The 18,699-nt window shown below is 44.0% G+C and carries 15 protein-coding genes and 1 other annotated feature; of the genes, 4 read left to right on the top strand and 11 right to left on the bottom strand.

From position 1 onward, the window contains the following. Positions 1-49: 49 nt before the first annotated feature. Positions 50-252 (top strand) — a binding site (T-box leader). A gap of 49 nt (positions 253-301) precedes the next feature. Beyond that, the gene (gene argS, locus ABTV07_RS01415; protein ID WP_433751030.1) at positions 302-1,987 is read left to right on the top strand and encodes an arginine--tRNA ligase; all 1,686 of its coding nucleotides are present in this window, start codon (positions 302-304) and stop codon (positions 1,985-1,987) included. A gap of 53 nt (positions 1,988-2,040) precedes the next feature. On the opposite strand, the gene ABTV07_RS01410 is transcribed toward argS, so the two are convergent. The 8 genes from ABTV07_RS01410 to ABTV07_RS01375 all read right to left on the bottom strand — a co-directional run bounded on the left by ABTV07_RS01410 (position 2,041) and on the right by ABTV07_RS01375 (position 10,470). Next, positions 2,041-2,814, bottom strand: a complete 774-nt coding sequence (locus ABTV07_RS01410; RefSeq protein ID WP_433746562.1) for an ABC transporter permease — start codon at positions 2,812-2,814, stop codon at positions 2,041-2,043. Further along, positions 2,786-3,775, bottom strand: a complete 990-nt coding sequence (locus ABTV07_RS01405; protein WP_433746559.1) for an ABC transporter ATP-binding protein — start codon at positions 3,773-3,775, stop codon at positions 2,786-2,788. The genes ABTV07_RS01410 and ABTV07_RS01405 overlap by 29 nt, the downstream gene beginning before the upstream one ends. A gap of 387 nt (positions 3,776-4,162) precedes the next feature. Next, the gene (locus ABTV07_RS01400) at positions 4,163-5,065 is read right to left on the bottom strand and encodes a diacylglycerol/lipid kinase family protein (RefSeq protein ID WP_433746556.1); all 903 of its coding nucleotides are present in this window, start codon (positions 5,063-5,065) and stop codon (positions 4,163-4,165) included. A gap of 1,266 nt (positions 5,066-6,331) precedes the next feature. Continuing rightward, a complete protein-coding gene (locus tag ABTV07_RS01395; RefSeq protein ID WP_433746553.1) occupies positions 6,332-6,616 on the bottom strand; it encodes a hypothetical protein in 285 nt (94 codons plus the stop codon). 92 nt (positions 6,617-6,708) lie between these two features. Continuing rightward, a complete protein-coding gene (locus tag ABTV07_RS01390) occupies positions 6,709-6,858 on the bottom strand; it encodes an Lmo0850 family protein (RefSeq protein WP_158538417.1) in 150 nt (49 codons plus the stop codon). Between the two features lie 234 nt (positions 6,859-7,092). After that, positions 7,093-7,998 carry an ABC transporter permease subunit gene (locus tag ABTV07_RS01385; protein ID WP_433746551.1) on the bottom strand — a complete coding sequence of 302 codons (906 nt, stop codon included), beginning with the start codon at positions 7,996-7,998 and terminating at the stop codon, positions 7,093-7,095. Beyond that, complete coding sequence (locus ABTV07_RS01380; protein ID WP_433746548.1) at positions 7,995-8,948, bottom strand: ABC transporter permease subunit; 954 nt, start codon at positions 8,946-8,948, stop codon at positions 7,995-7,997. The genes ABTV07_RS01385 and ABTV07_RS01380 overlap by 4 nt, the downstream gene beginning before the upstream one ends. 136 nt (positions 8,949-9,084) lie before the next feature. Next, a complete protein-coding gene (locus tag ABTV07_RS01375; RefSeq protein WP_433746545.1) occupies positions 9,085-10,470 on the bottom strand; it encodes an L-cystine transporter in 1,386 nt (461 codons plus the stop codon). Between the two features lie 128 nt (positions 10,471-10,598). Between ABTV07_RS01375 and ABTV07_RS01370 the strand changes: the two genes are divergently transcribed. Together ABTV07_RS01370 and ABTV07_RS01365 are read left to right on the top strand one after the other, a co-directional pair. Next, the gene (locus tag ABTV07_RS01370; RefSeq protein WP_433746542.1) at positions 10,599-11,330 is read left to right on the top strand and encodes a lysostaphin resistance A-like protein; all 732 of its coding nucleotides are present in this window, start codon (positions 10,599-10,601) and stop codon (positions 11,328-11,330) included. 195 nt (positions 11,331-11,525) lie between these two features. Beyond that, positions 11,526-12,740: an MFS transporter gene (locus tag ABTV07_RS01365; protein WP_433746539.1), complete on the top strand. Its 1,215-nt coding sequence runs from the start codon at positions 11,526-11,528 to the stop codon at positions 12,738-12,740. 48 nt (positions 12,741-12,788) lie between these two features. On the opposite strand, the gene ABTV07_RS01360 is transcribed toward ABTV07_RS01365, so the two are convergent. Then, positions 12,789-16,106 (bottom strand): sensor domain-containing protein, encoded by a 3,318-nt coding sequence (locus ABTV07_RS01360; protein WP_433746536.1) that lies wholly within the window; start codon positions 16,104-16,106, stop codon positions 12,789-12,791. A 198-nt stretch (positions 16,107-16,304) separates the two neighbouring features. Between ABTV07_RS01360 and ABTV07_RS01355 the strand changes: the two genes are divergently transcribed. Further along, positions 16,305-16,502, top strand: a complete 198-nt coding sequence (locus tag ABTV07_RS01355) for a hypothetical protein (RefSeq protein ID WP_433746533.1) — start codon at positions 16,305-16,307, stop codon at positions 16,500-16,502. A gap of 322 nt (positions 16,503-16,824) precedes the next feature. On the opposite strand, the gene ABTV07_RS01350 is transcribed toward ABTV07_RS01355, so the two are convergent. After that, positions 16,825-17,898, bottom strand: coding sequence for an ABC transporter substrate-binding protein (locus ABTV07_RS01350; protein ID WP_433746530.1), 1,074 nt, complete (start codon positions 17,896-17,898; stop codon positions 16,825-16,827). Further along, positions 17,895-18,698, bottom strand: a complete 804-nt coding sequence (locus ABTV07_RS01345; protein WP_433746527.1) for an ABC transporter permease — start codon at positions 18,696-18,698, stop codon at positions 17,895-17,897. The genes ABTV07_RS01350 and ABTV07_RS01345 overlap by 4 nt, the downstream gene beginning before the upstream one ends. Between the last annotated feature and the right edge of the window lies 1 nt (position 18,699).

Genomic DNA, 18,699 nt, shown 5'->3' with positions numbered 1-18,699 from the left:
TTTTCCAAAGGCTGTATAATAGCAAATAATATCAATGGAACTTAATGATTGAACGTCTATGATGAAGAGAGTAGTCGATGCCTCTCCCTTAAGCGAGCCGGGGCCGGTGCAAGCCTGGCGGGATGCATGTGATGAAGCGCACTTCTAAGATGCCAGCACTCATGCTGGCCGGTTATCCGTTATCGATTCAAGCGGACCCAAATCACTTGGGTCAATTTAGAGTGGCAACGCGGGTACAAGCTCGTCTCTTATTTTTATAAGAGGCGGGCTTTTTTTATTTTAAAAAGGAGGAAAATGAATGATTGATTTAAAAGGCATTTATACCGAAAGCATCCTATCCGCATTAAATGGAGAATTAGATGCACAAACCGTCTACTCCCTCATTGAAACACCAAAGCATCAGCATCTTGGCGATTTAGCCTTCCCTTGTTTCTCGCTGGCCAAGACCATGAAAAAATCTCCTCTGGAAATAGCAGAAGCACTAGCCCCTAAAATTAATGGACGAGAGATTGATCATGTAGAGCCAGCTGGCCCCTATATCAATGTTTTCTTTTCTAAGAATGAAATTGCCGCCACGATCATCCCTTCCATTCTAGCTGCAGGAAACTCCTTTGGAAGCGGCGTTTACGGAATAGGGAAAACCGTCGTACTGGATATGTCCTCTCCCAATATCGCCAAACCATTTTCCATGGGGCATCTGCGCTCTACCGTGATTGGCAACTCATTGGCCCTTATCGCTGAGAAAATTGGATATAAAGCAGTTCGGCTCAATCATCTTGGAGATTGGGGAACACAGTTCGGAAAATTAATCACAGCCTATCGGAAATGGGGTGTCGAAGAGGACGTTCAGGAAAATCCAATTGAAGAGTTATTTAAATTGTACATCCGGTTTCATCAGGAAGCGGAAAACGATCCCATTTTAGAAGAAGAAGGGCGAAAGGCATTTAAGGAGCTGGAAGATGGGGATGAAGAAAACATAAGAATCTGGACTTGGTTCCGTGATGAATCCCTTAAAGCATTCATGACCATCTATGACCTTATGAATGTACAGTTTGATGATTGGAACGGCGAAGCCTTTTATAACGACAAGATGGGAGAAGTGATTGCACTACTGGAAGAGCAAAAACTCTTGGAGACTTCTGAAGGAGCTGAGGTGGTTCGATTAGATGACAAACAGCTTCCACCCTGCCTGATCAAGAAATCTGATGGAGCTACACTCTATGCCACCCGGGATTTGGCATCCGCCCTCTACCGTCAACGGGAATATCATTTTGACGAAGCACTTTATATCGTTGGCCAGGAGCAGACCATCCATTTCAAGCAGGTTTTCGGAGTCCTGAAAAAGATGGGATATTCATGGGCCGACCAAATGAAGCACGTGCCGTTTGGCCTTTATTTAAAAGATGGGAAAAAGATGTCCACACGTAAAGGCAGAGTCATCTTGCTTGAAGAAGTCTTAAATGAGGCAATTTCGCTTGCCGCCAACAACATCAAAGCCAAAAATCCAGGGCTTCAACATGCAGATGAAGTAGCTAAAGCCGTCGGAACAGGGGCCGTATTGTTCCACGATTTGAAGAATGACCGGATGAATAATATCGAGTTTTCCCTTGAAGACATGCTTGCTTTCGAGGGAGAAACGGGTCCTTACATCCAATATACGCATGCACGTGCCAACACCCTTTTGAAAAAGTCTCCTATTGAAGATGTGGAATTCAAAGGATTATCGGATGATGACAGCTGGGAAATCGTCAAACTGCTACGTCTTTTCCCAGAGGTGGTTTCAAAAGCCTATACACACCTCTCTCCTTCCATCATCGCCAAATACTTGATTGATACGGCAAAATCATTCAATAAGTACTATGGAAAAGTAAGGATTTTAGAACAGGACGAGGAGCTTAGTTCAAGATTGGCTCTGGTCCAAGCGGTTGTGATTGTGCTGGCTGAAGGCTTGAGACTACTCGGGATTTCCGCGCCTGATCAAATGTAAAAAAAACACCCGAAGCATCCCATCGGTTCAGGAGCTTCGGGTGTTTTTCATTATTAATGCTGTCCCAGTATCCCTTTTTTCATGGCAATCTTTTCGCATTTCTTGAAAACCCATAGCCCAAGACTTAGATATACAAGGGCATTTACCCCTAGTATAAGGAAGTCCATCGCTGTAAATGAATTCAGTGAAACTCCCTTTACCATGATGGTTCTCACCATGTCCACCCCTTTTACAAAAGGCGCGGCCGCAAGATACGGGGCAACACTCAATGGAAGGAAGGTCAATCCCATGAAGACAAACTGAAGAGTTTGCAAAAAGGCCTGGATTTGTTTAAAGATAATCGCCATTCCGGCAATCATGAAGCTGATCCCATACATGCTTAAGAGCGTCAAAATGAGAATTGGAGCAATCGAAATAATATCGATATTCAGCCAAGTATTTGTCGTGGCCATGGAAATATAGAGCAATAAGCTGATGATGACCAGCTGTAAAACGGTTGAAGAAACGATTCTGGCAAACAGGATGCGCCAGGCTCCCATCGGTGACATATACAACTGTTCGAGTGTACCGAGAGATGCTTCATTTGAAATCACCCAGCCAATATCCTGCATCGCCATCATGGCAATATACCAGAAGATGTAGTTGACGATGACATATTGGACATTCGTATCGACGGAACCTGGATCCCCCACAATTTTGATTCCGAAGAACATCGCTAAAAAAATGCAGTAAAATGTGATAATCATACTGATTGTATTCGGAAGATAGCGTTTAAGAAGGATTGCTTCCCTTCTGAAATTAGCTTGTAGCAGATAGAGTGACTTCATTTTCCGGCTCTCCTTTCACGATCTTCATAAATACCTTTTCAAAATCAATGGACGCACGATCAATCTTTTCAATGGAAGCATGGAATTCCTTCAGCAAATCAATTACCTGATAAAATTCATCGCTATGGGAAATCGTTACTTCCAACTTCGTTTCCCCGTTATCCTCCTGGCTCATATTGGCTAGGAAGTTATGATTAAGGACTGCCAGCTGCTGTTTATTGAGCGCATTTGAAAGAGTGAAGCTGTAAGCCTTTGTATCAAACAGCTCCAGCAGGTTCTGGACATTTTCATCCGTGACCACTTCTCCACCATTGATGATGACAACTCGTTCACAGATTTCCTGGACAACCGGCATGTCATGGGAACTAAGCAGAATCGTTTTATTCTCCTTTTTTGCGATTTCTGTAAGCAGCTTCCTGATTTCATAGCTTGTTTCAATATCCAATCCGAGAGTCGGTTCATCCAGGAAAATAATATCCGTGTCTGCCAACAGGGCAACTGCGATGGATAGTTTTTGCTGCATCCCCCTTGAAAGAGTATTAACCTGCTCATGGGATTTATGGGTCAAATTGAAACGCTCCAGTAATTCATCCACTTTTTGAGATACTGCTTTTTTCGACATTCCTCGATTTCCCGAGAAATATTCGAGGTTTTCCCTCACGGTTAGACGCCAATACAGGTTCCGATTTCCCTCTAAAACGACACTGATGTGACGCAGCGCCTTCAATCTTTGGGATTTAATGTCGAATCCATTGATGGCTACTGAACCTTCATTCGGAATCAAAAGTCCACACATCATTTTAATCAAGGTGGTTTTCCCTGCTCCATTTGGACCTAAAAGCCCCACTACTTCTCCACGATCTACTTGAAAAGAAATTCCTTTTACGGCTTCAATCAGCTCGTTGGATTTCTTTTTCTTATACCATTTCTTTACTCCTTTGATATCAATAAGTTTTTCCATAGCTCCTCCTTAGTTTGAATCTTCTGATTTCATTATAACTTAAATACTCTCCAATGTTTTCCATCCAGAGGCTGATTTCTTTTCATTTTATAGACTATATGTTTAACACCGCTGTTGATTTCCGTTCAAGACTACGTTTTATATAAGGCTCTTTTCTCAAAGTTTGTTGCTTTAGCCTTTAGAGTAGGTTCACTTATGCAATCAAAATAGCTTATTAAGCTAGAAAAGAGCCTGGATACTATATGGCAACGCACCAAACAGCTAATTTGGCGTTAAAATCGGCATTAAGATTTTAACAACAATGGTTGCGAAAACAGCCTTATATACGAAAAAAGCCTTCACCCGCAGCAATTACGCTTTTGCAGGTGAAGGCTCATCCTATTAGATTCAATATGGGAATTCTCCCATTATAAAAGGGATTTTTTTAGGAACTATCGATATCCTTGCTGGCGTTCCGTCGTAAACTTCCCCGTCCATGTCTGCTTTCATCGGTTTGTCTGTTTCCACAGAGATTTCCTTTGCCTGCAGATGAATGATATCCGATTCTTCCAACTCCATATCCGTAGGCTCTTCCTGTGTAATCAAACTTTTAAATAGCGCAAATCCGGCATTACGGATAACCAGGATATCCAATAGGCCGTCATCAGCGCAGATTTTCTTCAGCGGCACTCGATTGGTTCCGATAAAACAGCCATTGGCCACTAGGATCATGACTGCTTCATCTTCTAGAACCTGTCCATCATATGTCAAAGTAAATGAAAACGGACTGGCTTCTTTTACTGTTTGAATGGCGCTGATATAGTAGCTGATTTTGCCCAGGAGATTCTTTGATGAAGCGTTAATATTCTCGGAGGTATCACTGATCAAGCCGATTCCCCAAAAGTTTGAAAAATAGCGGTTGTTTACACTTCCGATATCCGTTTGGACGACCTTCCCTGATGCGGCCAGTTCTGCAGCCGCCCCAAGATCTTGAGGAACCTTTAATAATCGGCTGAAGTCATTGCATGTCCCGCCGGGCAGAACCCCGACCACCGGAGGCGTTTCAAGTGCCGCTACTCCATTTATGCATTCATGGACCGTACCGTCCCCTCCCATTATGAACAGGACATCATACTGGCTGCCGAATTCGCGGCAAATCCGCTCTCCATCTCCTGCTTCTTTTGTTTTCATCAGCGTCAATTCATCTAAATGCTCCGCTAATACCGGTACTGTCTGCTGCAGGTTTTTGGCTAGATCCCGATTGCCTGCATTCCCATTATAAATAAGCAATCCTTTTTTGAATTCTGGCATACGCGCTTCTCCTCTGAACTCTCGTTTTTATTACTGTTTCCGTTTTCCGGTATGGACAAACTTCAAAGTGATACTAAAACAAAAAAACTCATAAGAGGTGGCTGCTAAAAGGTGCCAAAAGGTGCCTGTTAAAAGGTGCCTGTCACCCCCCGACTTTTGTCGAATGGTGCAGTGGCCACCAGTGGAGTGGGCCAGTCGCGCATAAGGAGCCTGTTCCGGCGCATAAGCCATATGATTTCGCGCATAGCCGGTGGATTCCGGCGCAGAAGAGAAGCAAAGTGGCGCATAGACCGCCAGTTTTCGCGCATAAGGCCGACGCACATGTCCATTCCCCCCCCAATTTCCTATGATTCCGCCTCTCCCGCACCCTGGATCCAATCTTCTGCAGCACTTCTTCCTATTTTCACCCCTCAAATGCAAGCATGGGACAGTCCAAATGAAGGTGTTCATCAAATTGTCTCTTCATCTTGTTTGGGACGGGGGGATTTCTATTGGAACTTGCTCTTTTTTCACGGGATTTGGGCAGTCGCGCATAAGGAGCCTGTTCCGGCGCATAAGCCATAGGTTTTCGCGCATAGCCGGTGGATTCCGGCTCATAAGAGAAGCAAGGTGGCGCATAGACCGCCAGTTTTCGCTCATAAGGTCGACTCACAAGCCCATTCCCCCTCGTTTTCCCTGTGATTTCGTGTCTCCAGCACCCCTGATCCAATCTTCTGCAGCACTTTTTCCTATTTTCACCCTTCAAATTGAAGAATGGGATAGTCCAAATGAGGGTTTTCATCAAATTGTCTCTTCACCTTGTTTGGAACGGGGGAATTTCTATTGGTACTTGCTCTTATTTGATGGGATTTGACCGGTCGCGCATAAGAAGCCTGTTCCGGCGCATAAGCCATATGATTTCGCGCATAACCGGTGGATTCCGGCTCATAAGAGAAGCAAAGTGGCGCATAGCCGGTCGGTTTTCGCGCATAAGGCCGACTAACGAGCCCATTTCACCTCAATTTCCCTATGATTCCGCCTCTCCAGCACCCCTAATCCAATCTTCCGCAGCACTTTTTCCTATTTTCACCCTTCAAATTGAAGAATGGGACAGTCCAAATGAAGGTTTTCATCAAATTGTCTCTTCACCTTGTTTGGAACGGGGGAATTTCTATTGGTACTTGCTCTATTTTCACGGGATTTGGGCAAGTCGCGCATAGGGATCCTGTTCCAAAACACATTGAATACCCGCCCAAAAAGAAAAAACTGCCCGCTTGGAGCGGGCAGTCATGCTGGATATTCTTCATCTTGATTGATTTTCATGATGGCATTGTAGGCGAGGGCCATCCTTCCCTTGATGTAGGATTCGGGGTCATAGGAAATATTCTCGCCTTTGACTTTTTTGATTTCCATATCTGCGAACATGCCAAGCGTCCTGCAGATGTGATCGAGCGCCTGCTTCAATACCTTTTCATCCTCATAGAACTGTCTGCTCATGCACATGTAGGAAATCTCGTCAGCCTGCCTTCTGATATTTTTCAGCGTCTCTAAATCAAACATGCTCTTATTCACCGGCCATCCCCCCTATTCTATGTATATCGCAAAAGGGGCGGATATATGAAAAAAAACAGAGCTCCAAAGATTTCCGGGCTCTGTCGAATGAATCAAGAATTCGGTTCTGCGAAGCTTGGGATGCGCTTCATCTCATCTAAGGATTTTCTTAATTCCAGTCTAGATTTTGTTTTTGAAATTTTCACACCGATTTTTCCAAGCTGGGAAATCACGCGTTTGACTTGATCATGATCTCTTTTCAAGAAAGACCACCTCTTCAATTTTGATGTCCAAAGACATAGTTTTATTTTACCTAAAATACTAGACAATGAATATAGATATTTCCGACTTATTTCTTGATTAACTCTTCCCTACTTTTTTACGGGTTAAACGCTTTAAGGTTTCAAATTTTAAATCTTTTTTTGAAAGCCGGAGATTCCTTCTGGCTCTATCATCGCTGATGAATATTAAATTTTTCTTAAAGCAGTCTAAATTTATTATAAATCCATCCCTTGGTATCTCTTAAACTTTCGGTCAAAGAATTGCTGGAGCCCGCTGCTGATGAGCGAGAAAGTAAAAATGGTTAATGCGATAGCGATGACCCCTGTAAAAGGAATCCATGCATGAGACCAAATGTGCTCCAGGATATTGGCAAAGAATGTCGGCCAAGCATTAGAGGTATTCACCGCATCATATCCTCCCCCAAGCTGGGAAACAAATTTGAAAGTGATATAAATCTTTACGACGCCAAGCTGAGCGATCAAAAATAGAATGCGGCCAATATCAGAAAAGAACTGGATCAATACATGCGGCTGAAGCGGCGGCCAGTAATACGTCCGGAGCATCTTCCATTTGGAACACCCGGAAACTACCCCTGATTCCACATATGGCTTCTTGGAAATTCCGACAAGCGTATTGTAGAAGATGTCCGCAACCCTGCCGACATCGACCAAGGCAATGACAACCATAAACCAAAGGATCCTATCATTAGAGAATACGATGAATGGGAAGCCCATTAGAAGAGCCAGGAAAAAAATAGGCGGCATATAAGAGAATAGGCGGTTCCAGATAGTCAGCACGTATCTGGCCGGCTTAAAGTAAAAGCTCCCCACCCCAAGCGGGATAGCCAATATGTACCGCATCAACGCAATGCCTAATACCGTCAAAAGCGTTTCTTTCGTTCCAAGCAGGAGCCTGCTCAACAGATCGACACCCTTCTGGTCCGACCCGATCGGAAACTGCTTTGATGGTTCAAACGGCGGAAGGGTAAAACTTCCATCTTCATGCTTCATCATGACATGCTCCTTCAATGAAGTATCCACAAAAGGAAGATACGGAGCAGCAATGGCCGTTATGAGGAGCATGATTAATAAAAGAACGCCTGCAGCGAGCGAACGGTTCATATTGATTCCCCCTTTTCTTCCACAGGGTCGACCATCGCCCTGCATAATTGGGCAATCAAATTGGATAGGAAGATAATGATGGTAAAGAACAGCGTAAAACCTACTGCGGAAATGACGTTTACCTCCATACTCCCTCCCACATGAAAGCTCGATCCTCTGTTTACAGATTCGAAGAAGTAATAAGCTGCCCCTCTAAAGTCAGTCAATCTTTCTACTATAAATAGATTCGATAATACATAGAGTGTAATCGTATTAGAATGTGCCAGGATCTTCGACGCTGAATTCTTTAAAATATGAACGTATAAAATCTTTGTGCTGGAAATCCCTTTGGATTTGGCTGTACGGATATAATCCATTCCCTGTTCATCACTTAAACTTGTATTTGTGATATTGGCGATGTAGAAAATGGGGTAGATAGCCAGGAAAATGGAGGCCATTATATAGTTTTCGACTTTATCGCTCCCAAACAGATCGACGTGGAAAAACAGGCCTTTACTGTAAAGGTACATCAATCCGATTTGAAGAAAAATGATGACAAACAAATCCGGGAGGGATAAAAAGAACCAAGTCGTACCATTTCCTAGAAAGCCCTTTTTCTTGCCTTTCAAGCGAAAATCCAATACCCCTTTCGCCACGCCGAGGAAATATCCGGCGATCAATGCAGGAATGACGACCAACATACTTTTCTTCACTTTGTCTGAAATATGATGGAATAGCGTTTCCGATGGATTGTAATCTCCCAATCCTTTATGTTCTATTATGTATTGAAAAAAATTCTCTATATTCTGTATGTGCTGTGCTATCGTATAGTGATATTCAGCTGAAATGAACTGTTCTCCCTGCCCTGTCTTATAAACAGCCTCTGCCGGCATGAATATAATCAACAGGAACAAGCATGTTGTAACCAGCCACAATAAAAGCTGAACCCCTATTTTCTTTAGATAAATCAAACCTCTTCCCCCTGCCCTCTCTTTCAAGATATTACCAGAATAACAGAATTCAATTTTAAAAAGAACTAATTTTCGTATTTTTCTATCTATTCGACAAAAGTCGGGTCGTGACAGGCACGACCCGACTTTTGTCGATTTATGCTCCTACTTCTTCTGCAGCACCATTGTAGACTTCGAGGTCGAGTTCGTTGTTGACTTTGCTTGTAATGACTCCTGTTGTCATCGCTCCGCTGACATTTAGTGCCGTCCGTCCCATATCGATCAGCGGTTCGATCGAGATCAGCAGCCCCGCCAGTGCAACAGGCAGATTCAAGGCAGACAAGACGAGGATGGCAGCGAATGTCGCTCCGCCTCCTACTCCCGCGACACCGAATGAGCTGATTGCCACTACGGCTATCACTGTAAAAATAAAGGATGGTGTAAACGGATCAATTCCGACAGTCGGGGCTATCATGACGGCAAGCATCGCTGGATATATCCCTGCACATCCATTTTGGCCGATCGTCAATCCAAATGATCCCGATAAGTTGGCAATTCCTTCAGAAACACCAAGGTGCTTTGTCTGGGTGCTTACATTCAACGGAAGTGTACCCGCACTCGACCTTGACGTGAAAGCAAATGTAAGGACCGGAAGAACTTTCTTTACGTAGGTGAATGGATTTAAGCCAAATAGGCTTAACAAAATTAAATGGATGATAAAGACCACAAGCAGCGCGACATAGGAAGCGATGACGAATTTGCCCAGTTTTACAATGGCGTCAAAATCACTTGTTGCGACCGCTTTTGTCATGATGGCAAGCACCCCGTACGGAGTCAGGCGTAATACAAGCGTGACAACCCTCATAACTATAGAATAGATGGAATCGACCAGACTCTTGAATTGATCTGCCTGGACCGGCTCTTTCCGCTTGACTCCTAAATAAGCAAGGCCGATGATAGCTGCAAAAATGACCACGGCAATCGTTGAAGTCGGCCTTTGTCCAGTGAAATCAAGGAAAGGATTGGCCGGCAGAAGCTGAAGGACTTTGCTAGGGAAGCTTTGATCCTGAATCTGGGTATACGTTTGTTCAAGCTGCTGCCCTCTTAGCTGCTCCGCATCCCCTCCATGGATTTGGACAGCTTCCAGATTGAATCCGAATGCGGTGCTGATCCCTACGGCGGCAGAGACGGCCGTCGTTCCAATCAACAGCAGCAAAATCAGACCGGCGATCCTTCCGAGATTTTTCGTCAGTTTCAGTTTTGTAAAAGCAGAAAGAATAGAAATGAAGACAAGAGGCATCGTGACCATCTGCAATAGCTTTACATAGCCGTACCCGACAACATTGTACCAATCCATGGAAAGCGACAGTTCATCAGAAGTTTTCCCGTAAATCCAATGGAGGACAAAACCAAATACAAGACCCAGCCCCAGTGCAGTGAAGACCCTTTTTGAAAAGGAAATCCGCTTCCGCTGCATATAGACCAGGACGCCGGCAAGAATCAGAAAGGCCAAGATGTTGAGTACCACATACCATTCGTTCATCGTTCATCCCTCCTGCGTGTTTTCAGAAAGCCATGCCTTCTGTATTGAATGTATATGCGCGTGTGATTGAAAAACTTCCGATGAACAAAAATAAGGAGAATTTCCACACATATGAAAGGGGAAAAAAGATGATAAAAAACAGCAGCTCCTATGATTCTTTCAAGTGGAGGCATTTAGTCTGGGGCATCATTTTTACATTCTTACTCGTTCCGATTGCTTCTTCTTTATTGACTGAAATCCTTTTCGCAAGCGGAAAAGGGATCCTGCCCGGAACAGATGGCTTATCCGGCTATGCCCTCGATCGTCTTCAAACAGCTGTCATTTCTTTTTTTCAAATGCTTGGGGCATGTCTGTTTCTGCTATTCTATGGCCCTATGAAAAGACTGGTTCGGCCCGTATTATCTCTCAAGCCGCTCCGGATGAAAAAAACATACCTGCTCCTGATCATATTAATGATTGCCACCTATCTGTTCGGTTTCCTGGTTGATTTCTTTTTCCCTTCCTCAGCAAAAGACCAGCTGAATGAATTGAGTCTGGCACGGGTTTGGGATATGCATCCGGGGTTGATCGTCCTCACGTTCTTAGCGACTTCCCTGTTCGTCCCTATTTACGAGGAATTCATCTTCCGTGGGGTCATCCTGACATTTTTCCGATCTAAATATTCGTATTTAACGAGCAGCGTCCTATCCAGCCTTTTATTCGGAATCGCCCACTTCTATTCTCTCGGAGTCGTCATTTCCGCTTTTTTCGCCGGGCTCCTTCTTTCGTACCTTTGCAAGAAGTCCGGCTCCATCACTCCAGGCATCGTATTCCATATGCTAAATAACGCAGCCGCACTCCTTCTGTCGCAATATTTATAATTTTTCATTACCTTCAATACCCATACATGCTATAATTTTTTTATTATTAAACTTACATTTTATTGGAGGAATTACTTATGCAAAAAACACTATCCATTCTTGAAACTGGAGTGGCTAATATCTAATTAATCCTAATACACTCCGGTTTCTCAAAATCATTTGCATCGGATTAATTTGAGAAAGTTGGAGAATACATTGAAAAAACATACTCTCGCATCGCATAATATCAACATTTTATTTTGGTCCCAATTCTTTGGGACGATCAGTTTTATACAGCCGGTATTGACCCTTTTCTATATGGAAAGAGGATTAACGGAATCAAACATTTTAGTGGTATTGATGTTTTGGAGCGGCGGTGTCTTGCTCGGGGAAGTACCGACAGGCGTTTTCGCTGACCGTTTTGGTCCAAAGGCCTCGTTCATCACCGGCGCCTTTGTGAAAATGGCAAGCATATCGATCCTTTTCTTTGCAGATAATATTTGGCTTTTCTGCTTATACAGCGCCATCAATGGGATTTCGGTCACGTTCTTCTCAGGGGCGGATGAAGCGCTGATTTACGAATCATTGAAGATGTCAGATGAACAAAACCTTATGGATTCAGCTATGGGGAAAATTCAATCAGCGGGCTTCATCTCCATGATTGCAGCAGTGCTTTTTGGGTCTTACATGGCGAGGGATTTACAGAATGAACAATTCATCCTTCTGATCGCATTAGGATTATGCTTCCAGGTAGTTGAGCTGATCTTTCTGTTCTTCTTGAAAAACCCAACCGATCATCACTTGCATTACCGGGAAAATCCTTTCACACAAGTTGCTGAAGGATTGAAAGCCATCAAAAAAGCACCGCAGCTTCTGGTGATGTTCTTAAACGTGACACTGGTGTTCATCCCGGCTGGAGCTGTATTTAAAAACTTCGATCAGCCATTTTTAAAGGATGCCGGCCTTCCTGTCGGATGGATTGGCGTCATGTATGCATTATCGGCCCTGATGGGATTTTTCGCTTCCAGATCCATTCATTTAATGACCAAACGCTTATCCCGCGTATTTCTAATGAATGCGACCGGGCTGCTGGCAGTAGGCGGCCTGGTACTGGCAGCTTCTCTTGGTGAAATCCTTTTGACTGCGCTCGGTGCTTTCTTTCTGCTGACATTCGTCAGGGCGGTGAGGTATCCGATCTACTCACAGCTCAGCAATGATTTAATTCCGTCTGAAGTCAGGGCGACCACCATTTCTTTGCTGTCGATTCTTGATTCTGTCTGCGATTTGGTGATATTCGGATCACTGACCGGATTGGCTGTCCTGGGATTGCCGAAGGTGTTCTTTGCCTGCGCTGCCATCACTTTGATTGGAACCATGCTTCCGATTCGTGCTGCTGCAAAGAAATCATTGACCGAGAAAGCTATTTCCTAATACAAAAGGACTGTCCGTTTATTATGCGGTACAGTCCTTTTTCTCGTGTTATTTATCTGCAAAATATTCCGCTGCACTTGATTCAACAAAGCTGCAATCTGGAATCAACGGATCCTTTCTCAACTGGATTTGAAGATGGTTCAGAAGAGGCATGAGCCTTTCTCTATCTTTTTCATCCAATTGGAACTCAAATCCATAGCGGCAAACCCCTTGATGCAGATCCTCGGACCAAACGATGATCCCTTTGAAGCGCACGGTTTGTCCGAATACTCTTGCCTCTATGGCTAAGATGATGTCCTTTCGAACGGGCAGATTTATAGAAGAAGCAAACCGCAGTCCGCCAGGCCCTATATTTTCAATCAATATCTCTGTTGTGCCCAACCGCACTTTTTTCTGATTGATTTGGATAATGGTCATATTGGCAGCCAGCGCATATTGAAACGAAACCCGGAAAAACTTCCGCTTGGATTTATAAGGATTTTTTTGTTTCTTCACTATCGGTTCGATGATTTTATTCTTTAGTTTTTCGGCAAATTCCTTATGATCGACCGGTCTGCTGAATAGGAATCCCTGTATTTGATCGCATTGCTTTTTCTTCATTCGGTCGAGATGGCTGATTTGCTCTACCCCTTCAGCTACTACATTCATATTCAAGGCATGGGCCAAATTAATGAGGTTAGCAGCAATCGCCTGGTCTTCCGGATTAGTATCCAGATTTTGAATAAAGGAACGGTCGATTTTCAAGGTATCGAATTTAAACTTCTTTAAATACGTCAACGAAGAATACCCTGTACCGAAGTCATCCAATACAAGCTTGATCCCCAGATCTCTAAGCTGCTCCAAGGTCCGGAATACGGCATCATGATATTGGATCATGGTGCTTTCTGTAATCTCAATTTCAATGAAGCTGGGATTAATTTGATATTTTTCCAAAGTGGTTTGAATTGTCTTGGTCAAATTATTGCGCAGGAACCGATTTGCTGACACATTGACGGATACAGGCACAATCGGCAGCCCTTCATCCTTCCATCTTTCCAGCTGTGCACAGACCTCATCAAGGACCCAGTCCCCGATGTCAATAATCAAACCTGATTCCTCTGCAAGCGGAATGAATTCTCCCGGTGAAATGATTCCCCAATCCGGGTGATTCCACCTGATCAAAGCCTCTGCTGCAACGATCCTCCCTGTATTCGTTTCAACACGGGGCTGATAGTGCAGGAAGAATTGATTTTCCTGAAGGGCCGTCCTCATATCCTTCTCAAGGGAGTACTGTTTAAAGGATTCTACATTCATGGAAGAATGATAGACTTGTACGGTATTTTTCCCAAGCTGCTTTGCATGATACAGCGCGGCATCAGCATGCTTCAGGATGGAATCGGCGTCATTTCCGTCCTCAGGGTAGAGGCTGATTCCGATGCTGGTGGTGACATGCAATTCATAGTCCTGTATAAAGTAAGGCTCCTGGATGGCTTCCCGTATGGACCACCCCGCCTTGATTGCGTCATCTAAGTCCCTTGGCTCTTTGAGGAGGACGCAAAACTCATCTCCAGCCATTCTGGAAATAAACATTTGCTGATTGGATTGAGTCCTCATTCTATTAGCCACTTCAATCAAGAGTTCATCCCCGATGGCATGCCCCAAGGTATCGTTGATATGCTTGAACCTGTCTAGATCTAAATAGAGAACGGCAAATGAAGGACACTCCTCAATCAGCACCTTCAATTCCTCATCGAACTTCCTTCTATTCGGCAGATCCGTCAGATAGTCATGATGGGCCAAATGATCCATGGTCTCCTGGTTTCTTTTTTGCTCTGTGATATCCGTCGTGATTCCATCAATCCTTAGGAACTGCCCCTCTTCGATGATGGGGATGATGTTCGCTTCAATCCATTTGATTTGACCAGTCGAATGAAAGATCCGGCATTGCTTCTTTATGGTCTTCCCCTGTTTCAGCTGTTTAAATTCATTTCGAATGGCTAGGAAATCCTCAGGATAAATAGCATTCGTCAACTGGTCGAAGCATTCTTCAAAATAACTCGCAGGATAGCCAAATATGTTCTCCACACCTTTTGAGCAGAATAAAACCTTTGGATCAAGGACATCGATCGACCAAATGGCAACATCCAAATTGTTGTAGATGTTGCGGAATTGCTTTTCGCTTTCCACCAGCTTCTTCTCAGCGTATCTGCGCTCAGTGATATCATGGATGGTTCCGATGATTCTTGAAATCTCCCCAGAAGGGTTCAAAAGGATATCCGACTGCTGATGGACAATCCTGACTTCATCGTCCATCCGAACGATCTTATATTCGATGCTGAAGCTTTTGCGATTTTTGATTGCCTGTTGGAATACGCTGATGAACCTCATTCGGTCTGAAGGATGGATGAATTCCAAATAAGTCTCATAGGAAGCCTTAAACTCCGCATGGGGATTCATCCCGAAAATTTTATACATCTGAAGTGACCAATAAGCTTCGTTTGCTCCATAATCATAGTCCCAGCTGCCGATGTTCGCCATCTTCTGGGCATGTACCAGGCTGTCTTGGACTTTGTGGAGAGCCTCTTCCTGTGCTCTTGATCTTGTGATGTCCCTGGCGATTCCGAAGACCCCGACTATTTTTCCATCTATCATCATTGGAATGTTTGTAATGTTAACGGCAATCCTCTGGCCGTTCTTGTGGATTCCGACTGAATTATAATTCTGCGGCATCCCTTCAGCAGCTTTAGCAAAGCATTCATTCGTATAAATGAGATACTCTTCTGCTACAAGGCTGTGGAATGAATAAGCCAATTCCTCCCTTGAATAGCCGAGCAGCCGGCATAAAGAATCATTGCAGTCGACAAAAGCACCGTCCAAGTCCAAGCTATACACTGCATCCGGATGATTCTCAAATAATGATCGATACTTCTGCTCGTTCAAGTCGAGCTCTTTTTTCAGGTTTTCTTCTTCAGTAATATTCTTTGAGATTCCGATCGCTCCCACCACTTCCCCGCCGTCCGTAATGGGAATGGTAATGCAATTGACCAGTATCGGATTTCCGCTTTTCGCCTTGATGGCAAATATCGAGTTCTGCGTTTTCCCCTTAAGGACATGATTGAAAAGCTTCATCGACGCATCCAAATACTCTTCGACCACAAATGGGATAAAACTTTCGCCGATCATTTCCTTTTTACTGAATCCCGTCGTCTTGGAAGTGGCTTTATTGATATTTAATATAGTCCCGTCCCGATCCAAGATGAAAGTCAAATCAATATGATTATTGAACAATGCCTCATATACCTTTTTATCATTGATGCTAAGGCTAGGAAGATTAGCTGATTCCATTGAATCTTCTTTTTGTCTTGAAAAAAAAGCGGAAATTTTCATCGTTCATCTTCCTTTGCGTGATTATCGTCCCTCTTGAATCCTGGTGATTAATACCTATAAATCCATCATATTATATGAATAATAGCAAATAATGTCGAAACTTGGAATATAAATCCTAGTAATATATTACATTTGACTCAAGTTGTTTGATTCTGCCAGTAAAGGGAATAGGTTAGAAAAACTACTTGAGGTGATTCCATGTTTAATACGACATTCAGTGAAACTTATGTTGCTTCTTATTTAAAGACGAAAATGAAAGAATTAGGGGATATGGTAAAAGAAGACGGACTGAGCGATGAGGAACGAATCAAGATTGAAGGGAAAATGGAAGCCTACCAGGAATTCCTGGATCATTTTGAGCTGGATCGATATGAGTTGAAAGAAGATAAAAAATAAGGATCGGCGGGGTGCTCTGATTAGCGAGCTTACCCGGCGATCCTTTCCTTTTTTTCTCTGTCCAGCTGCAGCACCCACCCCCTCGAGTCATAAGCCGCACCTCTACGGAAATCAGGATTTCCTTCGAGTTCCGTCTTATGCTGGTCGGGGCTTTCGGGGCGCTTCCGCTTTTCTTTGTCCAGCTTCGCCTCCTAGAGGCTAGGATCCTTCGCTCAGCACACTTACGATAAGTCAACATCGGATCGCTTCGCTCTCCGTGTTTCCTTTATCTCGTGGTGCTGCGCTCCAGGCTCTACGCCTCTGACCAGTCGGCTCCGCTTTTCTACTTCCCATGCATCTTAAACTCAAGGAACAGCTCGTTGTAGTGAGCGAGCATTTTCTTTCCGAGGTTTTCGTAGACTTCCAGCTTGTCGGTCATGTCATCTGTCGGATAGAAGCGTGTATCCGAGGAGACGTCTTTTGGAAGGTATGTCAATGCCTTTGCGTTTGGCGTTGAGTATCCGACGTAGTCTGCATTTTGCGCTGCGTGCTTCGGATCGAGCATGAAGTTGATGAACTCATGAGCTCCTTTTACATTTTTGGCAGTCTTCGGGATGACCATATTGTCAAACCAAAGATTGGTCCCTTCCTTAGGGAGCACGTAGTCCAATTTATCATTTTCATACATGATCTCGGCTGCATCTCCGGACCAAACGACGCCGACGGCCGCTTCTTCGTTAGCCAGGAGCATTTTGATTTCATCGCCTACGATGGCTTTGATATTCGGCGTCAGCTTATCAAGCTTGTGCTTTGCTTCCTGCAGATGCTTTTCATTAGTATCATTCAAGGAATAGTGAAGGCTGTTAAGGCCCATCCCCATGACTTCGCGTGCTCCGTCTACGAGAAGGATCTGATTCTTGAGATCCTTATCCCACAAGTCATTCCAGGAAGTGATTTTCTTCCCGCCGAGCATATCAGGATTGTAGACAATCCCGACCGTTCCCCAGAAGTAAGGAACTGAATATTTATTATCGGGATCAAAGGACAGGTCCATGAACTTAGGATTGATGTACTTCAAGTTTGGCAGTTTGGACTTGTCGATTGGCAGAAGCAGATGCTCTTCGTTCATTTTTTCAATTGCATATTCAGATGGCACCGCCACATCGTAAGTGGTTCCACCCTGCTGGATTTTGGTCATCATTGCTTCATTGGAATCAAATGTCTGATAAATGACCTTCAGTCCTGATTCTTTTTCAAATTCCTTAATCAAATCCGGGTCTATATAGTCGCCCCAGTTGTAGATCGTCAATGTATTTTTGCCGCCATAACCTGCAGAAGAATTCAATTTATCGACGAGCAGAATGAGTGCGCCGGAAATGAGGAGGATCGCTATAAATACACGCATCAGCTGCTTCATTTTCTAACCCCCATTCTTCCCGCTTTCATATTCCGCTGATTAATGAAGTAGTAGCCCACGACCAATATCATCGTGAACAAGAAAATCAGCGTTGACAATGCATTGATGGTCAATGAGATTCCTTGGCGTGCCATGGAATAGATTTCAACCGACAAGGTAGAGAATCCATTTCCGGTCACAAAGAAAGTGACAGCGAAATCGTCAAGGGAGTAGGTCAATGCCATGAAGAATCCTGCGAAGATCCCAGGAGTGATATACGGCAAAATGACTTTTGACAGGACATCCCAGCGGCTCGCGCCGAGATCTTTTGCTGCATCGATCAAAGATGTGCTCATTTCCTGCAGTTTCGGCAGGACCATGATGACGACAATCGGAACGCTGAAAGCAATATGTGAAAGCAGGACAGACATGAATCCTAGCTTCAGGCCAATCATCGTGAACAGGATCAGGAAAGATGCTCCGATGATGACATCAGGGCTGACAATCAGGACATTGTTAAAGGATAATAGCGTGTTTTTCGTTTGATTCTTTTTCACATTCGCAATCGCAATTGCCCCGATGACACCTAAAATGGTAGAAATCGCTGCCGACAAAAGGGCGATGATCAATGTATTGAGTACGATGATGAATAGACGTGTATCATGGAAGACTTCTTTGTACCATTCCCATGTAAAGCCTTTGAAGTCATGCATGGTTCCCCCGCTGTTGAAGGAGTAGTACATCAGATAAAAGATCGGGGCGTACAAAATGATAAAGACCGCTGCCAGATAGACGTTTGCAAGTTTTCCGTTTTTCCTCATT

Origin of the sequence: Falsibacillus pallidus, from assembly GCF_050990905.1 — a bacterium.
Classification (GTDB): domain Bacteria; phylum Bacillota; class Bacilli; order Bacillales; family DSM-25281; genus Falsibacillus; species Falsibacillus pallidus_A.
Note: the sequence above shows the minus strand (reverse complement) of the source record. Positions and strands in the feature narration are given on the sequence as shown.